General features: G+C 70.9%; 17 protein-coding genes and 1 pseudogene. 9 read left to right on the top strand and 9 right to left on the bottom strand.

Translation table 11 applies throughout. The features are described 5' to 3' along the window. Window positions 1–83: 83 nt before the first annotated feature. Entirely contained in the window at window positions 84–1148 is a 1065-nt protein-coding gene (locus tag ACFVWY_RS04870) for a LacI family DNA-binding transcriptional regulator (RefSeq protein ID WP_389867359.1), read from the top strand. Window positions 1149–1165: 17 nt separating this feature from the next. On the opposite strand, the gene ACFVWY_RS04865 is transcribed toward ACFVWY_RS04870, so the two are convergent. The 6 genes from ACFVWY_RS04865 to ACFVWY_RS04840 all read right to left on the bottom strand — a co-directional run bounded on the left by ACFVWY_RS04865 (window position 1166) and on the right by ACFVWY_RS04840 (window position 4808). Then, complete coding sequence (locus tag ACFVWY_RS04865) at window positions 1166–1345, bottom strand: hypothetical protein (RefSeq protein WP_389867357.1); 180 nt, start codon at window positions 1343–1345, stop codon at window positions 1166–1168. Then, window positions 1342–1611, bottom strand: a complete 270-nt coding sequence (locus ACFVWY_RS04860) for a hypothetical protein (protein ID WP_389867355.1) — start codon at window positions 1609–1611, stop codon at window positions 1342–1344. The genes ACFVWY_RS04865 and ACFVWY_RS04860 overlap by 4 nt, the downstream gene beginning before the upstream one ends. 86 nt (window positions 1612–1697) lie before the next feature. Beyond that, window positions 1698–2651: a transposase gene (locus ACFVWY_RS04855; RefSeq protein WP_389867736.1), complete on the bottom strand. Its 954-nt coding sequence runs from the start codon at window positions 2649–2651 to the stop codon at window positions 1698–1700. Window positions 2652–2789: 138 nt separating this feature from the next. Next, window positions 2790–3200 carry a hypothetical protein gene (locus ACFVWY_RS04850; RefSeq protein WP_389867353.1) on the bottom strand — a complete coding sequence of 137 codons (411 nt, stop codon included), beginning with the start codon at window positions 3198–3200 and terminating at the stop codon, window positions 2790–2792. Window positions 3201–3507: 307 nt separating this feature from the next. Beyond that, complete coding sequence (locus ACFVWY_RS04845) at window positions 3508–3894, bottom strand: hypothetical protein (protein WP_389867351.1); 387 nt, start codon at window positions 3892–3894, stop codon at window positions 3508–3510. Between the two features lie 38 nt (window positions 3895–3932). Then, window positions 3933–4808: a phosphotransferase gene (locus tag ACFVWY_RS04840; RefSeq protein WP_389867349.1), complete on the bottom strand. Its 876-nt coding sequence runs from the start codon at window positions 4806–4808 to the stop codon at window positions 3933–3935. A gap of 210 nt (window positions 4809–5018) precedes the next feature. Between ACFVWY_RS04840 and ACFVWY_RS04835 the strand changes: the two genes are divergently transcribed. From ACFVWY_RS04835 to ACFVWY_RS04825, 3 genes are all read left to right on the top strand, one after another. Next, window positions 5019–5882: a hypothetical protein gene (locus ACFVWY_RS04835; protein ID WP_389867347.1), complete on the top strand. Its 864-nt coding sequence runs from the start codon at window positions 5019–5021 to the stop codon at window positions 5880–5882. 34 nt (window positions 5883–5916) lie between these two features. Further along, window positions 5917–6447, top strand: a complete 531-nt coding sequence (locus ACFVWY_RS04830) for a carboxymuconolactone decarboxylase family protein (protein WP_389867345.1) — start codon at window positions 5917–5919, stop codon at window positions 6445–6447. 81 nt (window positions 6448–6528) lie between these two features. After that, complete coding sequence (locus ACFVWY_RS04825) at window positions 6529–7803, top strand: MFS transporter (protein ID WP_389867343.1); 1275 nt, start codon at window positions 6529–6531, stop codon at window positions 7801–7803. A 120-nt stretch (window positions 7804–7923) separates the two neighbouring features. On the opposite strand, the gene ACFVWY_RS04820 is transcribed toward ACFVWY_RS04825, so the two are convergent. Next, complete coding sequence (locus ACFVWY_RS04820; RefSeq protein WP_389867341.1) at window positions 7924–8919, bottom strand: hypothetical protein; 996 nt, start codon at window positions 8917–8919, stop codon at window positions 7924–7926. Between the two features lie 234 nt (window positions 8920–9153). Here ACFVWY_RS04820 and ACFVWY_RS04815 point away from each other — a divergent pair, with 234 nt between their 5' ends. Further along, window positions 9154–9981: an alpha/beta fold hydrolase gene (locus ACFVWY_RS04815; RefSeq protein WP_389867339.1), complete on the top strand. Its 828-nt coding sequence runs from the start codon at window positions 9154–9156 to the stop codon at window positions 9979–9981. An 18-nt stretch (window positions 9982–9999) separates the two neighbouring features. On the opposite strand, the gene ACFVWY_RS04810 is transcribed toward ACFVWY_RS04815, so the two are convergent. Further along, window positions 10000–10230: a hypothetical protein gene (locus ACFVWY_RS04810; protein WP_389867337.1), complete on the bottom strand. Its 231-nt coding sequence runs from the start codon at window positions 10228–10230 to the stop codon at window positions 10000–10002. A gap of 260 nt (window positions 10231–10490) precedes the next feature. Between ACFVWY_RS04810 and ACFVWY_RS04805 the strand changes: the two are divergent. The 4 genes and pseudogenes from ACFVWY_RS04805 to ACFVWY_RS04790 form a co-directional block, all read left to right on the top strand. Next, window positions 10491–10913, top strand: a pseudogene (locus ACFVWY_RS04805) (DUF4158 domain-containing protein); the annotation flags it as partial. Window positions 10914–11218: 305 nt separating this feature from the next. Next, window positions 11219–13501 carry a Tn3 family transposase gene (locus ACFVWY_RS04800; protein ID WP_389867335.1) on the top strand — a complete coding sequence of 761 codons (2283 nt, stop codon included), beginning with the start codon at window positions 11219–11221 and terminating at the stop codon, window positions 13499–13501. A 160-nt stretch (window positions 13502–13661) separates the two neighbouring features. Beyond that, on the top strand, window positions 13662–15050 hold the full coding sequence (locus ACFVWY_RS04795) for a CoA transferase (RefSeq protein ID WP_389867333.1): 1389 nt from the start codon (window positions 13662–13664) through the stop codon (window positions 15048–15050). Between the two features lie 293 nt (window positions 15051–15343). Further along, on the top strand, window positions 15344–16213 hold the full coding sequence (locus ACFVWY_RS04790) for a recombinase family protein (protein ID WP_389867332.1): 870 nt from the start codon (window positions 15344–15346) through the stop codon (window positions 16211–16213). A gap of 454 nt (window positions 16214–16667) precedes the next feature. Here ACFVWY_RS04790 and ACFVWY_RS04785 read toward each other — a convergent pair whose 3' ends face one another. After that, entirely contained in the window at window positions 16668–18521 is a 1854-nt protein-coding gene (locus ACFVWY_RS04785; protein WP_389867330.1) for a serine hydrolase, read from the bottom strand. Window positions 18522–18565: the final 44 nt, after the last annotated feature.

Below are 18565 nucleotides of genomic sequence, written 5' to 3'. Positions count from 1 at the left end.
GGGTGTGAACGGGTGTACCGGTAAACGATGTTCAGTAAATCGATACACTGATAGGGTCAGACGCATTCCGAACCGGAGGTGGCATGAGCGGGGTAACGATCCATCAGGTCGCGCAGGCAGCGGGGGTCTCCGCGAGCACGGTCTCCAACGTCCTCAACGGGCGTACGGACCGGATGCAGGCGGCCACACTGGCCCGCGTGGAGCAGGCGATCGAGCAGCTCAGCTACCGGCCCAACCGCGCCGCCCGGATGCTGCGCACCGGGCGCATCAAGGTCATCGGCCTCATCGTGCCGTCGGTCGCCAACCCCTTCTGGGGTGCGCTCGCCCGCGAACTGGAAGCCATCGCGCTCGCCGAGGGGTACCACGTCCTGCTCTGCAACAGCGAGCGCGACCCGGCCCGCGAGCTGAAGTACGGGGAGGAGCTGCTCGCGGACGGAGTGAGCGGGGTGGTGCTGTGCTCCTCGCTGCCCTCCATCGACCATGTGACGCCGCTGCTCAGCCGCGGGCTGAAGATGGTCGCCTTCGACCGCACCGCGCAGGCGGGCGACCCGCCGTCGCTGGCCTCGATCAGTGTCGACAACGCGATGGGTGCCGAGCTCGCCACCCGCCACCTGGTCGAACTCGGCCACCGGCGCCTGGCGTTCGTCTCCGGATCGGTCAACAGCGTCAACCGCCGCGAACGGCTGCGCGGCTTCCGGGCCGCCCTGGAGTCGGCGGGCCTCGACCCGGCCGACGCGATCGTCTGGCCCGGCGCCGACGCCACCGAGTTCGGCGACAAGGACGCGGCCGAGCTGGGCCGCAAGGCGGCCCGCGCACTCCTGTCCGGCCCGCGCCCGCCCACCGCGTTCGTCGCCATCAACGACATGTGTGCGATCGGGATCTGCCGGGGCGCCAGGGACGCGGGCCGCAGCGCCGGACAGGACGTCTCCGTCGTCGGCTTCGACGACATCCTCCTCGCCGACCTCTTCGAACCGCCGCTCACCACGGTCCGCCAGCCCCTGCCGGAGATGGCCGCGGAGACCTTCCAGCAACTGCGTGCCCGTATCGAGTCAGCCCCGGCGGCGGGACGCTCCCTGCTCATCCGCCCCAGACTGGTCATCCGCGAGTCAACGGCCCCGGCCCCGGCGGAGACCACCCGGTCCGCGTAGCGTGCCGTCCGTGCCGTTCACCCGCGTTCGATCCGGTACACGTCCCGGACACAGAGGCTGAGGAGGGCGGCCGCCACGATGGCCCCCGGGCAGACCAGAAGCACGGTCCGCTCGGCCCGGGCATGCGCGGCGAGGGCGCTCACGAAGTGTCCGGCGGGGACGGCGATCCGCTCGCCGGCCCCGTTGAACGCGCTCATCCGGCCCGGCGCGGTGGCCCGCGGCGACTGCTCCGCCGCGACGAGTCGCCCCACCACTCCACCGCGGCCGGTGCGGTGAGGGCCGCGACGACTCCGGGCACGAAGCCGCACACGGCGATCGACGCGGTCGTCGCGTGGTGCGTGGCCGCCAGCACCGCGAGGGGGCCCTGTGCGAGCGCGGCCAGCACCGCGAGGGAGCCTTGCGCGAGCGCGGCCAGGAGACTGCCCTGGAACAGAATCCGGCCGACCACGGTAAGGCGGCTCAAGTAGGAACCGAATTGATCCTTCTTCGGTCAGTGTGAGTGAACCAGCTCAGTCGCCTCGGGGGATGCCGGTCAGCTCGCCTGCTCGGTCACTCCGCGGCGCGGTCTTCAGGGGAGGCACCAGGATGCACGTCTCGAGGATGAAAGGCGGGGCGCCCGCATCCGCGCCGGGGTGCGGCTGGTACGTGCTGGCTCCCGCCCTCTCCGCCTTCGGCGCATATGGCGGCACCGTATGGACCATCCGGTCGTGGGCGAGTTGCCCACTCGGGAACGACGCCAGCAACAGCACAGGGCTGCGGATGATGCTGCCTGTCGTGTGGCTCTGCATGACTCTGCTGCTGCTTCTGCTCCAACTCGCACTGCGGAGGTGGCCCCTCGGGGGAGGGCGGGCAGCCATGTGGCTCGCACCGCTCGCTGTTGCCATCGTGCTGACTCTGCTGTACCGGTTGGGAATGGACTGGCCGTACCACCCACCCGGGGGCCCGTGTGTGGAGGGCTATCCGCTCTTCCCGTTCACGGGCAAGACGGGCCCGCGCTTTGCCGAGTAGCCTCTGCCGGGTCGACCATGTGCGGAGCCAGATGGCGAGGGCTGCGGCGGCTGCGGTTCCGGGGCAGGCGTAGCCGCGCTTGTCGTGGCGGGTGGCGACGGCTCTGGCGTCCTTGAGCTTGTTGACAGCTCGTCCGGCGGTGCTGCGCTTCCTGTACCGCTCTTCGCCGAAGCCTGGTGGCCGACCGCCGCCTGAGCCATTCCTCAGGCGGGCGGCCTGGCTGCCGGTCTTCTCCGGGATGGCGTGCCGGATGCCGTGTTGTCGCGGGCAGTCGCGTACTGGGCCGTTGCCGTATGCCTTGTCCGCGGCGAGGCTGTCCGTCTTCTTGCGGGGCCTGCCCGGCCCCGGTCGGGGGACGCGGATCCTTTCCAGCACCGGCTTGAACGGGGTACGGTCGGCCCGCTGGCCTGGAGTGAGGATCAGGGGCAACGGGCGGCAGCGTCCGTCCGTGCTCAGGTGGACCTTGGTGGTGAACCCGCCGCGCGAGCGGCCCAGGCCCTCGCCTCCCGCACCACCTCCGCCAGGCGGGCGGCAAGGCCCTGACCCCGTGTCTCGTGCTGGTGTTCCGCCATCGCGCCCCCCTGACGCGGGGGCCGACGACGGGCCGATGCGGGCGGCGGCTCCTTCCTGTGCCTAATTCCCCAGCGAAAGCTTCAGGACGAAGGACGGCTGGGCGTCCGTCAGGTTCTGCCAGTAGGCGGCCTTGCCCTCCTTGCCGCCGATGTCCAGGTTGAACGACCCGTTGAGTGACTGACCCGGCTTGTACGTGGTGTTGAGGTCCGCGCCCTCCCGGACGCCCTCAGCCGTGGTCACCACCTGCGGGGCCGTGGCGTCGCTCTCCCACTTGATCTTTCCGTCGCTGCTGAAGGAGGCGTTCTTCGTCCCCACGTTCTTCACCGTGAGGGTGATGCGGACGAACTGCCCCCGCTTCGGTTCGCCGGTCGCACCGATGTCTCGGGCCGACAGGTACTCGATGCCTTCGAACCACACGGACATCCGCGTGGTGCCTCCCCCAACGGTCGCCGGGGCGTCGTAGGTGGCCACTTGACCGATGGTGAGAGGCGTAGGGACGGATGCCCCGGGCAGAGGCGTAGTCGGCGTGGCCGCTGTCTTCGGGGTATCCGGCGAGCACCCCGCGACGAGGAGCGCGACGGCTGCCGAGACCGTGAGACCAGCGGCACGTAAGACGAACACCCTCACGGCACTCTCCAATCCTTGCGCGGCCATCCCGGCCACGGATGAACGAAGCGTAGGCAAAGCGGTGGTGAGGCGAAAGGCTGCGCCAGAAGGAACAGATCATGAGGGAAAGCGGCCGACCGTCGTGGCGGCCCGCACACGGGGCGTGGAGTAGTCACATGACCGGCCGGCCCCGTCCTGGCCAGGTGGCCGGGCGGGCGGGCTCCCGTCCCTGCCGGGGCCGCACGCGGACGTGCGGGAAGCGGCGGGCGGTGCCGAGGATCTCCGGGACGGCCCGGCGCCACGCGCGGTCCGTGGGGCGGCAGGCGTGCCCGACGGCTGCCCCGGGCCGGTCGGTGCCGGAGACGAGGGCCGACCGTGTCGCCGCCGGGAGCTCAGGCGGGTGCTCCGCCTCTGGTCCGTCCGCGAGGGGCACCGCGTGCGCAGGCAGGAGCCGTACGTCCCCGAGCGCGGTGGACCCCGCGTCCGGGCGGCGCGGGGCGGTCGGGATCCCGCCTCGCGGGGCGTCGGCCGGGCGGCTGTACCGCCGGGTGGAGGTCATCGCCGGAACCGGCCCCGGCCCGGCCGGAACGCCCGCCGTCACAGACGCTGTTCGGCCAGATCCAGCCAGTGCGGGACCTCCTGTGGAGGGAAGTGCCGGACGGCCCAGTCGGCCATGCGCAGGCTCATGTGGGCCCAGCAGGGGAGCAGTACGTCCCCGGGCAGGGCGTCCAGGAGGCCGTCGAGGCGGCGGACGACGCCCGGAGGCTGTTCTCTCGCGTGCAGGCCGAAGCGGAGCGTCACCAGATCGAAGCGGTGGTCTCCCCGTCCGGCTCCGTCCCAGTCGATGACCCCGGTGACGGAGCCGTCCACGGCGAGCAGGTTGCCGTGGTGGAAGTCCTGGTGCACCACGTCGTTCCCGGCCAGCAGCGGAGGGTGGGCGGCCCCGACCGACCTGATCCGCTCCTCCAGGGCCGCGCCGCGCGCGCTGTGGCGGCGCAGCGGTTCGTGGAGGCAGTAGCCGGGGCCGTCGTCCAGCAGGTGCAGACGCACCGGCGGGATGTCCGCTCGCCCGGCGAGCAGCCCCGCCTGCGCGGCGTTCAGGGCGAGCGCCCGGTCCAGCCCGTCGTGGTCCAGAACGTCCAACGGGGCGCCCGGCAGGAGCTGCTGGACCAGCACCACCGCACCGTCCACCTGGAGCACCAGCTCCGTCGAGGGGCAGGGGTACCCCCGCCCGCGCAGCACCTCGCACACCGCCAGGGGGCCCGCCCGCAGCTCGTCGAGCCGTCCGCCCGGCCGCCACTTCAGCACGGACCGGTGTCCGTCGGGCCACCGGACGTACGCGGCCCCCACCTGGCCTCCCGGGCAGAGGCCCTCGACCACCAGCCGTACGCCCGTTGCCTGGTGGACGGCGGCAGCCAGCCGGCCGGGGGTGAGGCGCTCGGCTCGCGTCCAGTTCTGCGGTGATGGGGTCATCGGGCCATTCTCCGGCGCCGGTGGCCGGGACGCCCATGCGGCCGAGGCCGAGCGGATGCCCGAGACCGGCTGAGGGGCACCGCTGGGAGCTCCAGCGAAGAAGGCATTCAAGAATTCCCCCTTCTCTGTATACCCCCTGGGGGTATGTGGGCTATGGTGGGCGTCAGAAAGCGGGAAACGCCGAAGGGCGCAACACACCAGGGAGTTGTCATGAATGAGCACACCAGCCACAACCAGGCCAACCACGGCGGCCACGAGAACCACGAGGGTCATGGCGGCCATGGCGGTCACGGCGGTCACGGCGGAGCCCGGCCCGGTGGGCTGTCGGTCTCCGAGAACGGCTACACCCTCGAACTCGACTCCACGCTCTTCACCGCCGGTGTGCGGCCGGTCAGCTTCCGGGTGATCGGACCCGACGGGCACCCGGTGACCGAGTTCCTCCCCGAGCACGAGAAGGAACTGCACTTCATCGCCGTCCGGCGCGACACGTCCGGGTTCCAGCACGTGCACCCGGTGCGGGACGAGAAGGGCACCTGGAGCACCGAACTCACCCTGGAGGCGGGGGACTGGAGGTTCTTCGCCGACATCCACCCGGCGGGCCACGACGGCGCCATGACCCTGGGCATAGACGCCGCGGTCGCCGGACCCTACGACCCGAGACCGCTGCCCGGCGCCAGCCGGATCGCGCGGATCGACGCGTACACCGTCACCCTCGACGGAGCCCTCCTGCCCGGCGAGGCGAGTGAACTGACCCTCACCATCAGCCGGAACGGCCGTCCCGTCACCGACCTGCAGCCCTATCTGGCCGCGTACGGGCACCTGGTGGCGCTGCGGGTCGGTGACCTCGGCTACCTCCACGTGCACCCGGACGGCGCGCCCGGTGACGGCGTCACCGCACCGGGGCCCGGGATCGCCTTCATGGCGGTCGCGCCGTCGGCTGGCACCTACCGCCTGTACCTGGACTTCCAGCACGAGGGCGTCGTCCGGACGGCCGAGTTCACCGTGCCTACGACCGGGACGGCGCCCCGCCCGGCCCCGGCACCGTCCGCACACAGCGGCCATGCCCACCACTGACCGCGGGAACGCCCCCCGCACCGGAGGAGGAAACATGCCCCGCCTCACCCGGCTCACGCCCGACACGGCGGTCGGCGCCTCGCGCGACCTCCTTGCCGATCTGGTGTCCCGCCACGGCCGGATCGGTGACATGGTCGCCACGATGGCCCACTCGCCGGCCGTGCTCGGCGGCTACCTCCAGCTCAGCCGGGCCATGGGACGAGCCAGACTCGACCGCCGGATCAGTGAACGGATCTCGATCGCCGTCCAGGCCCTGCAGGGCTGCCGCCTGTGCCTCGACGCGCACGTCAGCGCGGCCCGCGCCCTGGGAGTGGACGAGGAGGAGATCGAGCGGGCCCACGCGGGCACCTCGGCCGATCCCGCGATCGCGGCGATCATCACGCTCGCCCTCCAGGTCTACCGCGAGCCGGCGTCGATCACCGACGAACAGATCGCCACGCTGCGCGCCCACGGATACAGCGACCGTGTGATGGCCGACGTCGTCGGCGTGGTCGCGCTCAACATCCTCACCGGCGCCTTCAACCTTCTCGCCGGACTCACACCGGGGAGTGACGCCGGTGCGTAGCGACAACCCCGCCTGTAATCGCGGGGCACGCCCCCCGCCCCGGGGCCGTGCCCCGCCGCATGGACACGGAAGGAACCTGTCATGCGCTTGTTCGCCGTACGCGACTACCGCCATTTGTTCGGAGCCCAGGTCATCGCCCTGTTCGGTACCGGGCTGACCACCGTGGCCCTCGGGCTGCTCGCCTACGACCTCGCCGGGCCGCGCGCCGGAATGGTCCTGGGCACCGCCCTGACCATCAAGATGATCATGTACGTGGTCATCGCCCCACTGGCCGCCGCGTACATCGACCGGCTCCCCAGACGCATGCTCCTGGTCGTCCTCGACGTGATCCGCGGCGCCGTGGTCCTGGCGCTGCCCCTGGTCAGCGAGGTCTGGCACATCTACCTCCTGATCGGCCTGCTCCAGGCCGCCTCCGCGGCCTTCACCCCGACGTTCCAGGCCGTCATCCCCGACATCGTCCCCGACGAGGCCGCCTACACGCGGGCCCTGTCCGCCTCCCAGGTCGCCTCCACCATGGAGAGCCTGCTCAGCCCGGTACTGGCGGCCGTCGCCCTGACCTTCATGACCTTCGACCGGCTGTTCCTCGGAACCTCCGCCGGATTCGTCGTCTCCGCCCTGCTCGTCCTGTCGACACGCGTTCCCGACGCCCGCCCCAGCGCCCGCACCAGGGCGTGGGACAAGGCCGTGGGCGGCATCAGAACCTTCCTCACCACGCCGCGACTGCGCGGGATCATGGCGCTCAACCTCGTGGTGGCGTCGGCCGGTTCGATCGTCGTCGTCAGCACGGTCAACTACGTACGTGACGAACTCGGCGGCACGCAGCAGGACGTCGCCTGGATGCTCGCCGCCTCCGGCACCGGAACCCTCCTGGCCGCCCTCGTCCTGCCCCGCGTACTCGAACGGGCCGCGGCCCGCACCGTCATGACGACCGGAGCCGGTGTGCTGGTCGGCGGCACGGCCGCCGCGGTGACGATGATCGCGGCCGGCCTCACCACCTGGGCCGGAACGGCGGTCACCTGGGCCGTGATCGGCATCGGTATGGCGCTGATCATCACGCCGACCGGCAAGGTCCTGCGCTCCTCCGTCGAACGGAACGCGATTCCCGAGGCGTTCGCGGCCCAGTTCTCCCTGTCGCACCTGGCCTGGCTGATCACCTACCCCGTGGCGGGCGTGCTCGGCACGAACAGCGGTCTCACCCTCGCCTGGTCCGCCCTCGCGGTACTGGCCGCGGCCGGGGCGGTCGCCGCCCTCCTCCTCTGGCCGCGCCACGACGGCGAAGGAACCGCGGACGGGGCCGCCGTCACCTCCTGGCACAGGCCCGGCAAGGACCGGAGCACCCTGACCAAGGCCGCGTGAGGAGCGGCGGCACGGCCCATGGTCCGGCCGGGCCCCGCCGAGGAGTGACGACGTCCGTCTCCTCGGCGGGGCCCGGCCGGCTGAAGGGCCGCCCAAGGGCGGCGGCGTGCCGGACCCGGCCTACGAGAGGACCCACCGGGGCGGGTGGCGAGGGTCGGCCGGGCAGGTGAAGACGTGCAGGTCCCGGTCCCGGCCGAAGCGGAGGCGGGTGGGCCGGGCGACGGTCCCAACGTTCCGGACCGCGTCACGTCCGCTCAGGACGGAGTCGCGGTCCTCGGCCGGTACCCAGCTGTGCGAGCCGCCGTCCATCTCGCTTCCCTCGGCCGTCAGCAGCAGCCGCATCGGAGCCGGGCAGGACGTGCAGACGATGGCCATCGGGCCGGTCGAAGCCCAGCTGGGAAAGCCGCCGACCCGCCAGCCCGGCGGGATCGACAGGTCGCTCTGGTAGCTGAGGGCACCGGGGCCGTACTCCGCCACCTGGGCGTCGTCCCACGCGTCGATCCGGGCGATCAACGAGGCGGGCAGGGTGTCGTCCTCCGCCCAGGGATAGGTGTCCACCTCCTCGGGATGCAGGACGCACGGTTCGGGAAGGTCATGCTCCCACCGCAGCAGGGGCACCTCGGGCGGGGCGCAGAGGAAACGCTCCGCGCGTTCGGCCTCTGCGGCTCGTCGCCAGTGCAGACGGTAGCGGACCTCCAGGTGCGGACCGTGCGTGAACGGGCAGCGGAAGAGCTGCGCCATGTCCGCCCCGTCGGGCCCGGCGGCCAGGCCCGGGACATCCCGCCGGAAGAGCTGGGCGAGCCCTGTGAAAGGAACCGGTCCCTCCTCCCCGGGCGTCGTGGTGCCGGGCCACGGCCGGACCGGCGGCCGGGAGCCCGCGGCCCGCGCGCTGCGGATCTCGTCCGGCACGTACCCCTCGGTCTCGCGCCGGTGCGGCTCGCGGCAGACCGGCCAGGGCTCGCCGTCCGGCCACAGCATCGGGCCACCGACATGGCTGTCACGCGGGCCGGGCCGCCCCGGCCTGGGGTGCAGCCGTGTGGTCCGGCCCCGATGGGCGGCCAGTTCCGGGAAGACGGCCTCCACCGGAACCGGTCGGGCTGGCGTTGTCCTGGTCATGAGCAGACCGTACGGGCAGGGAAGAGACGACCGGGGACCGAGCCCGGATTGCGAAGCTCCGGGAAGCCGCGAGGATGGGTTCCGTCGCCATGCGTACGCGCACGGTCACTTCCTGTCGTGGCACCGAAGGGGCAGGTCCCTGGGCCACCAGCAGCAGACACGAACGACAGGCACAGACAACAGACACGAACGACAGGCACGGACAGCAGACACGAACAGAAGGGCACCACCACCATGCCGGTGTGCACCACGCGTGACGGGGTCGAGATCTTCTACAAGGACTGGGGCCGCGGGCGCCCGGTCGTGTTCATCCATGGCTGGCCGCTGAACGGCGACGCCTGGCAGGACCAGCTCAAGGCCGTCGCCGACGCGGGCTACCGCGGCATCGCCCACGACCGGCGCGGACACGGCCGCTCCACCCCGGTCTTCGACGGCTACGACTGGGACACCTTCGCGGATGACCTCAATGACCTGATCACCGGCCTCGACCTGCGTGATGTCACACTCGTCGCGCACTCGATGGGCGGCGGCGAGCTCTCCCGCTACATCGGCCGCCACGGCACCGGCCGGGTCCGCTCCGTGGTCCTGCTCTCGGCCGTCCCTCCGCTCATGCTCAAGGGTCCGGGCAACCCCGACGGGGTGCCGCAGGAGGTGTTCGATCAGATCAAGGCCGGAATCCTCGCCGAGCGCTCGCAGTTCTGGAAGGACGCGGCGATCGGGTTCTTCTCCGCCGACCGTGAGGGCAGCAGGGTCACCCAGGGCAACAAGGACGCGTTCTGGCTGATGGGCATGGCGCAGGCCATCGAGGGCGGCGTCGCCTGCGTCGACGCCTTCTCGAACACGGACTTCACCGAGGATCTGAAGAAGATCGACGTCCCCGCCCTGGTCGTCCACGGTGACGACGACCAGATCGTGCCGATCGACGCGACCGGACGCAGGTCGGCGGAGATCATCCCCGACGCCACCCTGAAGGTCTACGAGGGCGGTTCGCACGGCATCGCCCTGGTCCCCGGGGACAAGGAGAAGTTCAACGCCGACCTGCTGGAGTTCCTCGGGAAGTGACCTGCCGTGCGCTCGGCCTCAGTTCCGCGGCGGCTGTCCGAGGTGGCGGTGAGGGTTGCGTTCCGCGGCGGCGTGCCACCAGCCGGGCGGGGAGGAGCCGGTGACCCCGGAAGTGGGCTGGTCGGGGTGGAGTCCCAGCCGCCGCAGTGCGTCGGCGTGGACGCGGACGTCGAACCAGCCGTGCCAGTGGCCGTCGGGGCCGATGCCGCAGGCCAGGTCGAACCGGATCCTGTCCGGGGCGAAGGGCATCCAGTCGATGCCGCGGTCCCGCAGTCAAGCGCGGACGGCCGCCACCGGCGTGAGGCGGCCCGGCAGGTTCTCGTAGGCCGCGACGGTGATCCACTCGGTGCTCGCTGCGTCTGTGGGGTTCATGGGATTCATGATGCCGGGCGGCCGCACAGATGTCATGGGCCCCGGTGTCCTAGCTCAGACTCCGGCCGCAAAGTAGGTCGTGGGTATGGAGGCGAGTCCCGTTTCCCTGTCCGGGGCGCCGTCGTTGGTCTGATCGAGTGATCGAGGCCAAAGGGGCGGGCGTGCGGCAAGAGTGGTCGCCAGAGGAGCTGTTGGCGAACTGGACGCTGGTAGACGGCGACTGGGGCTTGGTGGCGAACAAGAGCGGGGCGACCCGGCTCGGCTTCCGTCTGTTGCTGAAGTTCTTCGAGCTGGAGGGCGGGTTTCCCGATGTGCTGGAAGAGGTCCCGCCGGCCGCGGTGAGGCACGTCGCCGATCTGGTGAAAGTCCCGGCTACCGACTTCGCGAAGTACATGTTGGTCGGCCGGACTGCCGAGTACCACCGGAAGCAGATCCGAGAGGCCCTCGGGTTCCGGCCGTCGACGGCCGCGGACGAGAAGGCGCTGACCCAGTGGCTGGCCGTAGAGGTCTGTCCGGTCGAGCTGGTGGAGGACCGGCAGCGCGAGGCCCTGCTGGTCGAGTGCCGGGCCCGGAAGATCGAACCACCGGGCCGGACCCGGGTCGAGAAGATCCTTGTCGCGGCGCGGGGCAAGTGGGAGAAGACGTTCTGCGCCCGCACGATCGGCGGCCTGGGCGAGGCGGGCACGGATCGGCTGCTGTCCCTGGTGGCCGAGGACAACGAGTCGGGTACCGCCCTGCTGGCCGCGCTCAAGCGCGACCCCGGCGCGGTCGGCCTGGACTCCGTGCTCACGGAGATCACCAAGCTCAACGACGTGCGCAAGCTCGGGCTGCCCGAAGGTCTGTTCGCGGACTCTCGGAGAAGCTGGTGGCCGCCTGGCGGGCACGGGCGATCAAGATGTACCCCTCCGACTTCCGCGACACAGCGGAGAACGTACGGATCACCCTGCTCGCGGCGCTGTGTTCGTCCCGGCAGGCGGAGATCACCGACGCTCTGGTCGACCTGCTGGTCGCCCTGGTCCACAAAATCAACGCCCGCGCCGAGCGACGGGTGGAGAAGCAGCTGACGGCCGAGTTGAAGAAGGTCCGCGGCAAGGAGGGCATCCTCTTCAAACTGGCGACGGCCGCCGTCGACAAGCCTGACGAGGTCGTACGCCGGGCCCTGTTCCCGGTGGTCGGGGAGAAGACGCTCCGCGAGCTGGTCGCGGAGGCGAAGGCGAACGAGAAGGTCTTCAAGGCCAGGGTCCGCACCACACTCCGCTCCTCCTACAGCTCGTACCACCGGCAGATGCTGCCGCCGCTGCTGAACACCCTGGGCTTCAAGTGCAACAACACCGCCTACCGTCCGGTGATGGATGCGATGAAGCTGCTGAAGAAGTACGCCGGTGTCGACGGCAAGACCCGGTTCCACGACGCCGGTGACGCGGTGCCGATGGACGGCGTGGTGCGCAAGGACTGGCGCGAGGCGGTCGTCGACGACAAGGGCAAGGTCGAGCGCATCCCGTACGAGCTGTGTGTCCTGGTCGCGCTGCGGGACGCGGTCCGCCGCCGCGAGATCTACATCGAGGGCGCGGCTCGTTGGCGCAACCCGGAGGACGACCTGCCCGGCGACTTCGAGGCCACCCGCGCCGTGCACTGCGCCGCGATCCGCCGGCCGCTGAACCCGAGAGCGTTCATCGCGGACCTGAAGAAGCGCATGACCGCGGGCTTGGACCGACTCTCGGCCGCGCTCGCGGACGGCTCAGCGGGCGGGGTGAAGGTCACCACGCGCAAGGGCGAGCCGTGGATCACCGTGCCCAAGCTGGAACCGCTGGCCGAGCCCACCGGCCTGGCGGCCCTCAAGGACGAGGTCGCACGCCGCTGGTGCGTCCTAGACCTCCTGGACGTACTGAAGAACGCCGATTTCCTCACCGGCTTCACCGACGAGTTCGCCTCAGTGGCTGCCTACGAGCGCATCGAGCGTGACGTCCTCCAGCGCCGCCTGCTGCTGGCCCTCTTCGCGCTGGGCACGAACATGGGCATCCGCGCGATCGTGGCCACCGGCGAGCACGGCGAGAGCGAAGCTGCGCTGCGGCACGTACGCCGACACTTCATCACCGTCGACAACCTCCGGGCCGCCGTCACCCGGCTGGTGAACTCCACCTTCGCCGCCCGCGACACCGCATGGTGGGGTCGCGGCAACGCCTGCGCATCGGACTCGAAGAAGTTCGGGTCCTGGTCCTCGAACTTCATGACCGAGTACCACGCCCGCTACGGCGGCAACGGCGTGATGATCTACTGGCATGTCGAGCGGAAAAGCGTCTGCATCTACTCCCAGCTCAAGTCCTGCTCGTCGTCCGAGGTCGCGGCGATGATCGAGGGCCTGCTGCGGCACTGTACGGACGCCGAGATCGAGTCGAACTACGTCGACACGCACGGCGCGAGCATTGTCGGGTTCGCCTTCACCGAGCTGCTCAACTTCCGCCTGCTGCCGAGGCTGAAGAACATCGGCAGCATCCGCCTGTACCGCCCGGACGACGCCCCGCCCGGCTGGCCCGCCCTCGGCGGCTCGCTGACGCGGCCGATCCGCTGGGAGCTGATCGAGCAGCAGTACGACCAGATGGTGAAGTACGCGACCGCGCTCCGTCTCGGGACAGCAGAGGCGGAGCAGGTGCTGCGGCGCTTCACCCGCGGCGGCCCCAAGCACCCCGCCTACGCCGCGCTCGAGGAACTCGGCCGCGCTGTTCGTACGGTCTTCGCCTGCGACTACCTGGCCAGTCCGGGCCTGCGCCGCGAGATCCACGGTGGGCTCCAGGTCGTGGAGAACTGGAACAGCGCCAACACCGTGCTCCACTACGGCAAGGACGGCGCCCTGACCGGCCCGGACAAGGAGCACGCCGAGACCTCGATGCTCGCCCTGCACCTGCTCCAGTCCGCGCTCGTGCACGTCAACACCCTGCTGGTGCAGCAGGTCCTGGCCGAACCGGCATGGGCGAAGAAGCTGAGCGCCGAGGACCGGCGCGGCCTGACGGCGCTGTTCTGGTCCAACGTCAGCCCATACGGCACCTTCCGCCTGGATAGGGACAGGCGCCTCGACCTGGAGCTCACGATGCCCCGCCCCCGCACCCCCGCGGACGCCGCCGACCGATCGAGCACGGAGACACGAAGGTAGCGGGCATGACGCTGCTCCTCCATCATCGCCGGCGGACGGCCGAGTCGGGCGCCGCAGGCGCGGGCGGCTTCTCTGGCCGACTCTCAGCAGTGCGTCGGCGAGGACCTGGGGCCATGACGCAACCCTTCCCATAGGTGGCACTCAGTGCCACAGTAGGGCCATGAATTCTCCAATCATCTCGGGGGCCTCCCAGGCTTGGGCGGCACTGGGTGCCGATTCTTCGCTGCTCGACCGGGTGTCCTACGGCGGTCCGTCCGGAGGGCTGCCGGCACGGCTGCCCGTCATGGAGCTGGCGCGGGCCACCGTCGCGGTGTGCTCGCTCGCGGCCGCCGAGCTCACTTCCGTACGCACGGGGCGCCCCGTGCCCCGTGTGCGGGTCGATGACGAGGCGGTCGCGGCGGCGTTCCTCAGCGACCGGTTGGTGCGGGTCGACGGACAAGGGTGGTCGACCTTCTCGCCGCTGTCCCGGTTCTGGCGGGCGACCGACGGATGGGTTCGTACGCACGCCAACTACCCGCACCACCAGGCCCGATTGCTCGCCGCTCTCGGGGTGCCGGGAGGCGTCGTCGAGGAGGCGGTGGACGCGGTGGCCCAGGCGATCGCGGGGCTTACTGCGCTGGAAGTGGAGGAGACCGTGTACGCGGCGGGCGGTTTGGCCGTCGCGGCACGCAGCCCCGAGGACTGGGCCAAGAGCGAGCAGGGGGTCATGGTTGCGGGGCAGCCGCTGCTGACGACGGCGCGCATCGATGATGCCCCGGATCGGATGCTCGGAGGTGCCGCACTACCGTGCGCGGGGCTGCGCGTTCTGGATCTGACCCGAGTGCTGGCCGGACCGGTCGCCACCAGAACGCTTGCGTTGCTCGGAGCTGACGTGCTGCGGATCGACGCTCCACAACTGCCGGAAAGCCAGGAGGCTCACAACGACACAGGGATGGGGAAACGCTCGACCACCCTAAACCTGGGGGAGGCCACCGACCGTAGGCTCTTCGAGGAACTGCTCGATGCGGCAGACGTGGTAGTCACCGGTTACCGGCCGGGCGCGCTGGAACGGTTCGAATTGACGCCCGAGGCGCTCGCCGAATACCGCCCAGGGCTCGTGATCGCCCAGCTCTCCGCGTGGGGCCGTTACGGGCCGTGGCGCGGGCGGCGCGGCTTTGACAGCCTGGTCCAGGTGGCCACCGGCATCGCCGAGCTGGAGGGCTCGCCGGACTCGCCCGGTACTCTGCCCGCTCAGGCGCTCGACCACGGCACCGGCTATCTGCTCGCGGCCGGTGTCCTGCGAGCGCTCACCGAGCAGCACCGCACGGGCGGCACCCGGCTGGTCCGCCTCGCGCTGACGCAGACCGCGCACTGGCTGGTCCACGACCTGGCACCCGCTCCGGGCGAGGACGAGGGCTTCGACGCCGAACACTGGCTGACCGAGACCGACAGTCCCATGGGCCGACTGCGGCACGCGCTGCCGCCGGTGTCGTACGAAGGGGGCCCGGTGAACTGGGCACGTCCGCCGGGTCTATGGGGAACGGATGCCCCGGTCTGGGGCGGTGCCTGACGAATACCTTCGGGGCGTGCGCCCGTCACACCGATGCAGTCGTGTCACGGCCGCCGGGAGTCGGACGGCCATGACACCGAGTCGCCCCTCACGGCACCGCACGGAGGCGTGGCAGGAGTCGGCCAGCGGCATCGGCGTCACTCCTGGCTCCTGCCCCGGAGCGAACAAGTGCGTTTCATAGGTTTTCGCTCATGAAACAGCCGACCGTCCGATGGTCCACCTGCGGTGATCATGTTTCATGAGTTGTTGCAAATGGCTGACGTCTGAAACACCCCCATGAAACGCTCCGGGGCGTGAGCGACGACTTCAAGCGCGTGGAATCGAACGACTGCCCGATGTCCGTCTGCGCCGCCCCCGCGGGCTCCCCGTGCCGAACCGGCAAGGGCAAAGTGGCCATCCAGTACCACACCGCCCGCTTCCGCCTTGTGCCCCAACTCGCCAAGACGCTCGGCGTGCCGACCCCGGCCGTGCGCAAGCCGGGGTCGGTGTGGACCGAGCTGCCCCGGCCGGTGAGTGCCGGCGCCGAACCAGTCGGGCACGTCCGCCTCGGCTACGCACGGGCCTCGACCGCCCGGCAGTCCCTCGACGCGCAGCTCGACTCCCTCGCCGAGGCGGGGGTGACCCGCGTCTTCTCAGAGAAGATCTCCACCCGCGCCACCCGGCGCCCCGAGCTGGAGGCCGTCGTGAAGCTCGCCGGGGAGATCCGTTCCTCCGGCGTCGCCGTGACCCTCGTCGTCCACGAGCACAAGCGGCTCGGCCGTGGCATCGAACTCGCCATGCTCGCCGAAGAGCTGAAGGCCAGCGACGTCGGGCTGGAATTCCTGACCGGGGAGCTGAAGGGCTCGCACGACCCCTCCGGGATCGTGTTCACCGTGTTGGCGGCCATGTCCGGGATGGAGCGCGAGTACATCCGCGACCGCACCCTTGAAGGCCACGAATCCGCCCGCAAGCGCGGCAAGACCATCGGCGGCGCGGGTGTCACCGACGAGGACATGCTGTCCATGGCCCTGTACCTGCGTGACCAGGAGATGAGCCTGCGCGACATCGCCAAGCGGCTCGTCATCACCACCGGCACGAAGAAGGGCCAGCACCCCTCACCCGCCACCGTCATGCGGATGCTGCGCGAGCACGACGAGAAGGCCGCCACGGTGGCCAGCGTGTGATCACCCGCTACCTTGCGGCTGATGTCTGAGCTAGGGCCTCTCGTTTGGATCATGCCGGGCTCGCGGGGGCTGGCACGCACATCTGCCGCGTTGTCGTCAGTCACCGACGCTCCGCGTCGGCTCCTTCCTCCGCCTTGCAGCTGCACGCACCAGCCCCCGCTCCCTGATCCAGCCTGATCCAAACGAAAGACCCTAGGACACCGGGGCCTCATGGCCGTGTACCGAGGAGGCGGAGGGGGAACGGCTGCCGGGCGGCCGTCGCCTTCTGGTTGTTTCGGGACGGCCCGTCATGGAGGTGGCGGCACAGGCCGAGGGGGCGCGTACCGGTGATGCGGGCCCCACGCACATCCGGTGACCCGAGCCGGAGCCTCGCCGCCCACCGCGGACGCATCTCGGCTCAGGTCACCAGCGTCTTTCCCCGGGAGCGCCCCGGGCTGATCCGGACGACAGACTCCTAGTCGGCGGAGGCCGTCCAGCCCTGGGCCTCCACCCGGGACGCGTCGCGGGAGCGGCTGTCGTCGAAGATCGTCCGGCCGCCGTCCTCGACGCGCACCGTGTCCACGTACACCCCGCGGCCGACGTACAGCTGGTCGGTCGTGTACCGCCAGCGCAGACGCACCTCCGTGCCGCGCCAGGCGGAGAGGTCCGCCTCCAGGGCGTGCCACACCCGGCCGGACCAGCCGGAGAGCGAGCCCGCGGGGTGGGGCTCCGGCTCCTGGCGGGGCCGTCCGGCGGCCGGTGCGGTGGTGAACGGTACAGGCCGCCAGGTCGCCCCGGTGTCCGCCGACGCCTCCAGGAAGAGGATGTCGGAGCCGGGCTCGGTGTCCCACCACAGAGCCGAGCGCAGCCGGGCGCGCGAGGAGGCGAGCCGCAGCGCGGGCAGGGTGAGCGTGGCGTTCGCGGCGCTCGCCATGCCGGAGAACCAGGCCGCGCGCCCGTGCGCCGGGCGGACCGCGACGGCGCGGGCCATCCGGTTGGCGGTGGCGACACGCGGCGCGCTGCCGGAGCGCCAGCTGCGTACCGGGTGCACCGAGTTGCCGAGGACGATCAGGAAGGAGTCGGTCGTCGGGTCCAGTACGAGACTGGTCCCGGTGAAGCCGGTGTGGCCCGCGGTACGCGGAGTGGCCATCGCACCCATGTACCAGTGCTGGTAGAGCTCGAAGCCGAGGCCGTGCGCGTCGCCGGGGAAGGCGGTGTTGAAGTCGGTGAAGAGCAGGCCGACCGAGTCGGCCGACAGGATGCGGGAGCGCCCGTACACCCCGCCGTTGAGCAGCGTACGGGCGAGGATCGCCAGGTCCCAGGCGCAGGAGAAGACTCCGGCGTGGCCCGCCACCCCGTCGAGGCTGTAGGCGTTCTCGTCGTGCACCTCGCCCCAGACCAGTCCGCGGTCCAGCCCGGACCAGGGCTGCCGGGCGTCCTCGGTCGCGGCGATCTTCGGCTTCCAGGAGCCCGGCGGGTTGTAGCGGGTGCGGTGCATCCCGAGCGGACCGGTGATCTCCTCACGGAGCAGGACGTCCTGGGCGCGGCCGGTGATCTTCTCCAGGACCAGCTGGAGCGAGATCAGATTGAGGTCGGAGTAGAGGTACACCGTGCCGGGAGGGCTGGCCGGCACCTCGTTCCACAGCAGGCGCAGCTTTCCCTCCCGGGTCGGCTCCTTGTACAGCGGGATCCAGGAGCGGAAGCCCGAGGTGTGGGTCAGCAGCTGACGGATCGTGATGTCCTGCTTGCCGCCGCCCGCGAAATCGGGGAGGTACGAGGCGACCTTCGCCTCCAGCTCCAGCTTTCCGCGCTCGATCTGCTGCACGGCCAGGATCGAGGTGAACAGCTTCGACACCGAGGCCAGGTCGAAGACGGTGTCCTCGGCCATCGGGATCTGCTGGCCGGGCGGGAACTCCACCCCGGTGTCGGTCTTCTCGTCGTACGCGGCGTAGCGCACGGCCATGCCGATCGGCTGGTGCAGGGCGACCGTGCCGCCGCGCCCGGCGAGCAGTACCGCCCCCGCGTACCAGGGGTGCTTGGGGGAGTCGGCGAGGAACGTCTCGGCGTCGGCGACCAGCTGGTCCAGAGGCTCCTGGAGCAGCCCGGCGCGGGAGGCGGGTCCGCGCCGCAGCGTCGGGTGGTGCTGTCCCGGCGCGGTGCCCCCCGATTCCGCTGCGCGCATTCCCGGCGACCCCGTCTTCGACTCCATGGCCGACGCCTGCTCCGCGAACGGGACCGGCGCCAGGGCGAGTGCCCCGCCCAGGGCCAGCATCCCACCGCCCAGCCTCCGTCGGCTGATCCCTCTGTCCGCCGCCGCGTCCTCGGTCATCCGGAGCCCCTTCCGCTGCACGAAAGTAACTTTCGTAACTATGC

This window comes from Streptomyces sp. NPDC058195 (assembly GCF_042883525.1).
In the GTDB taxonomy this organism is placed as follows: Bacteria; Actinomycetota; Actinomycetes; order Streptomycetales; family Streptomycetaceae; genus Streptomyces.
Note: the sequence above shows the minus strand (reverse complement) of the source record. Positions and strands in the feature narration are given on the sequence as shown.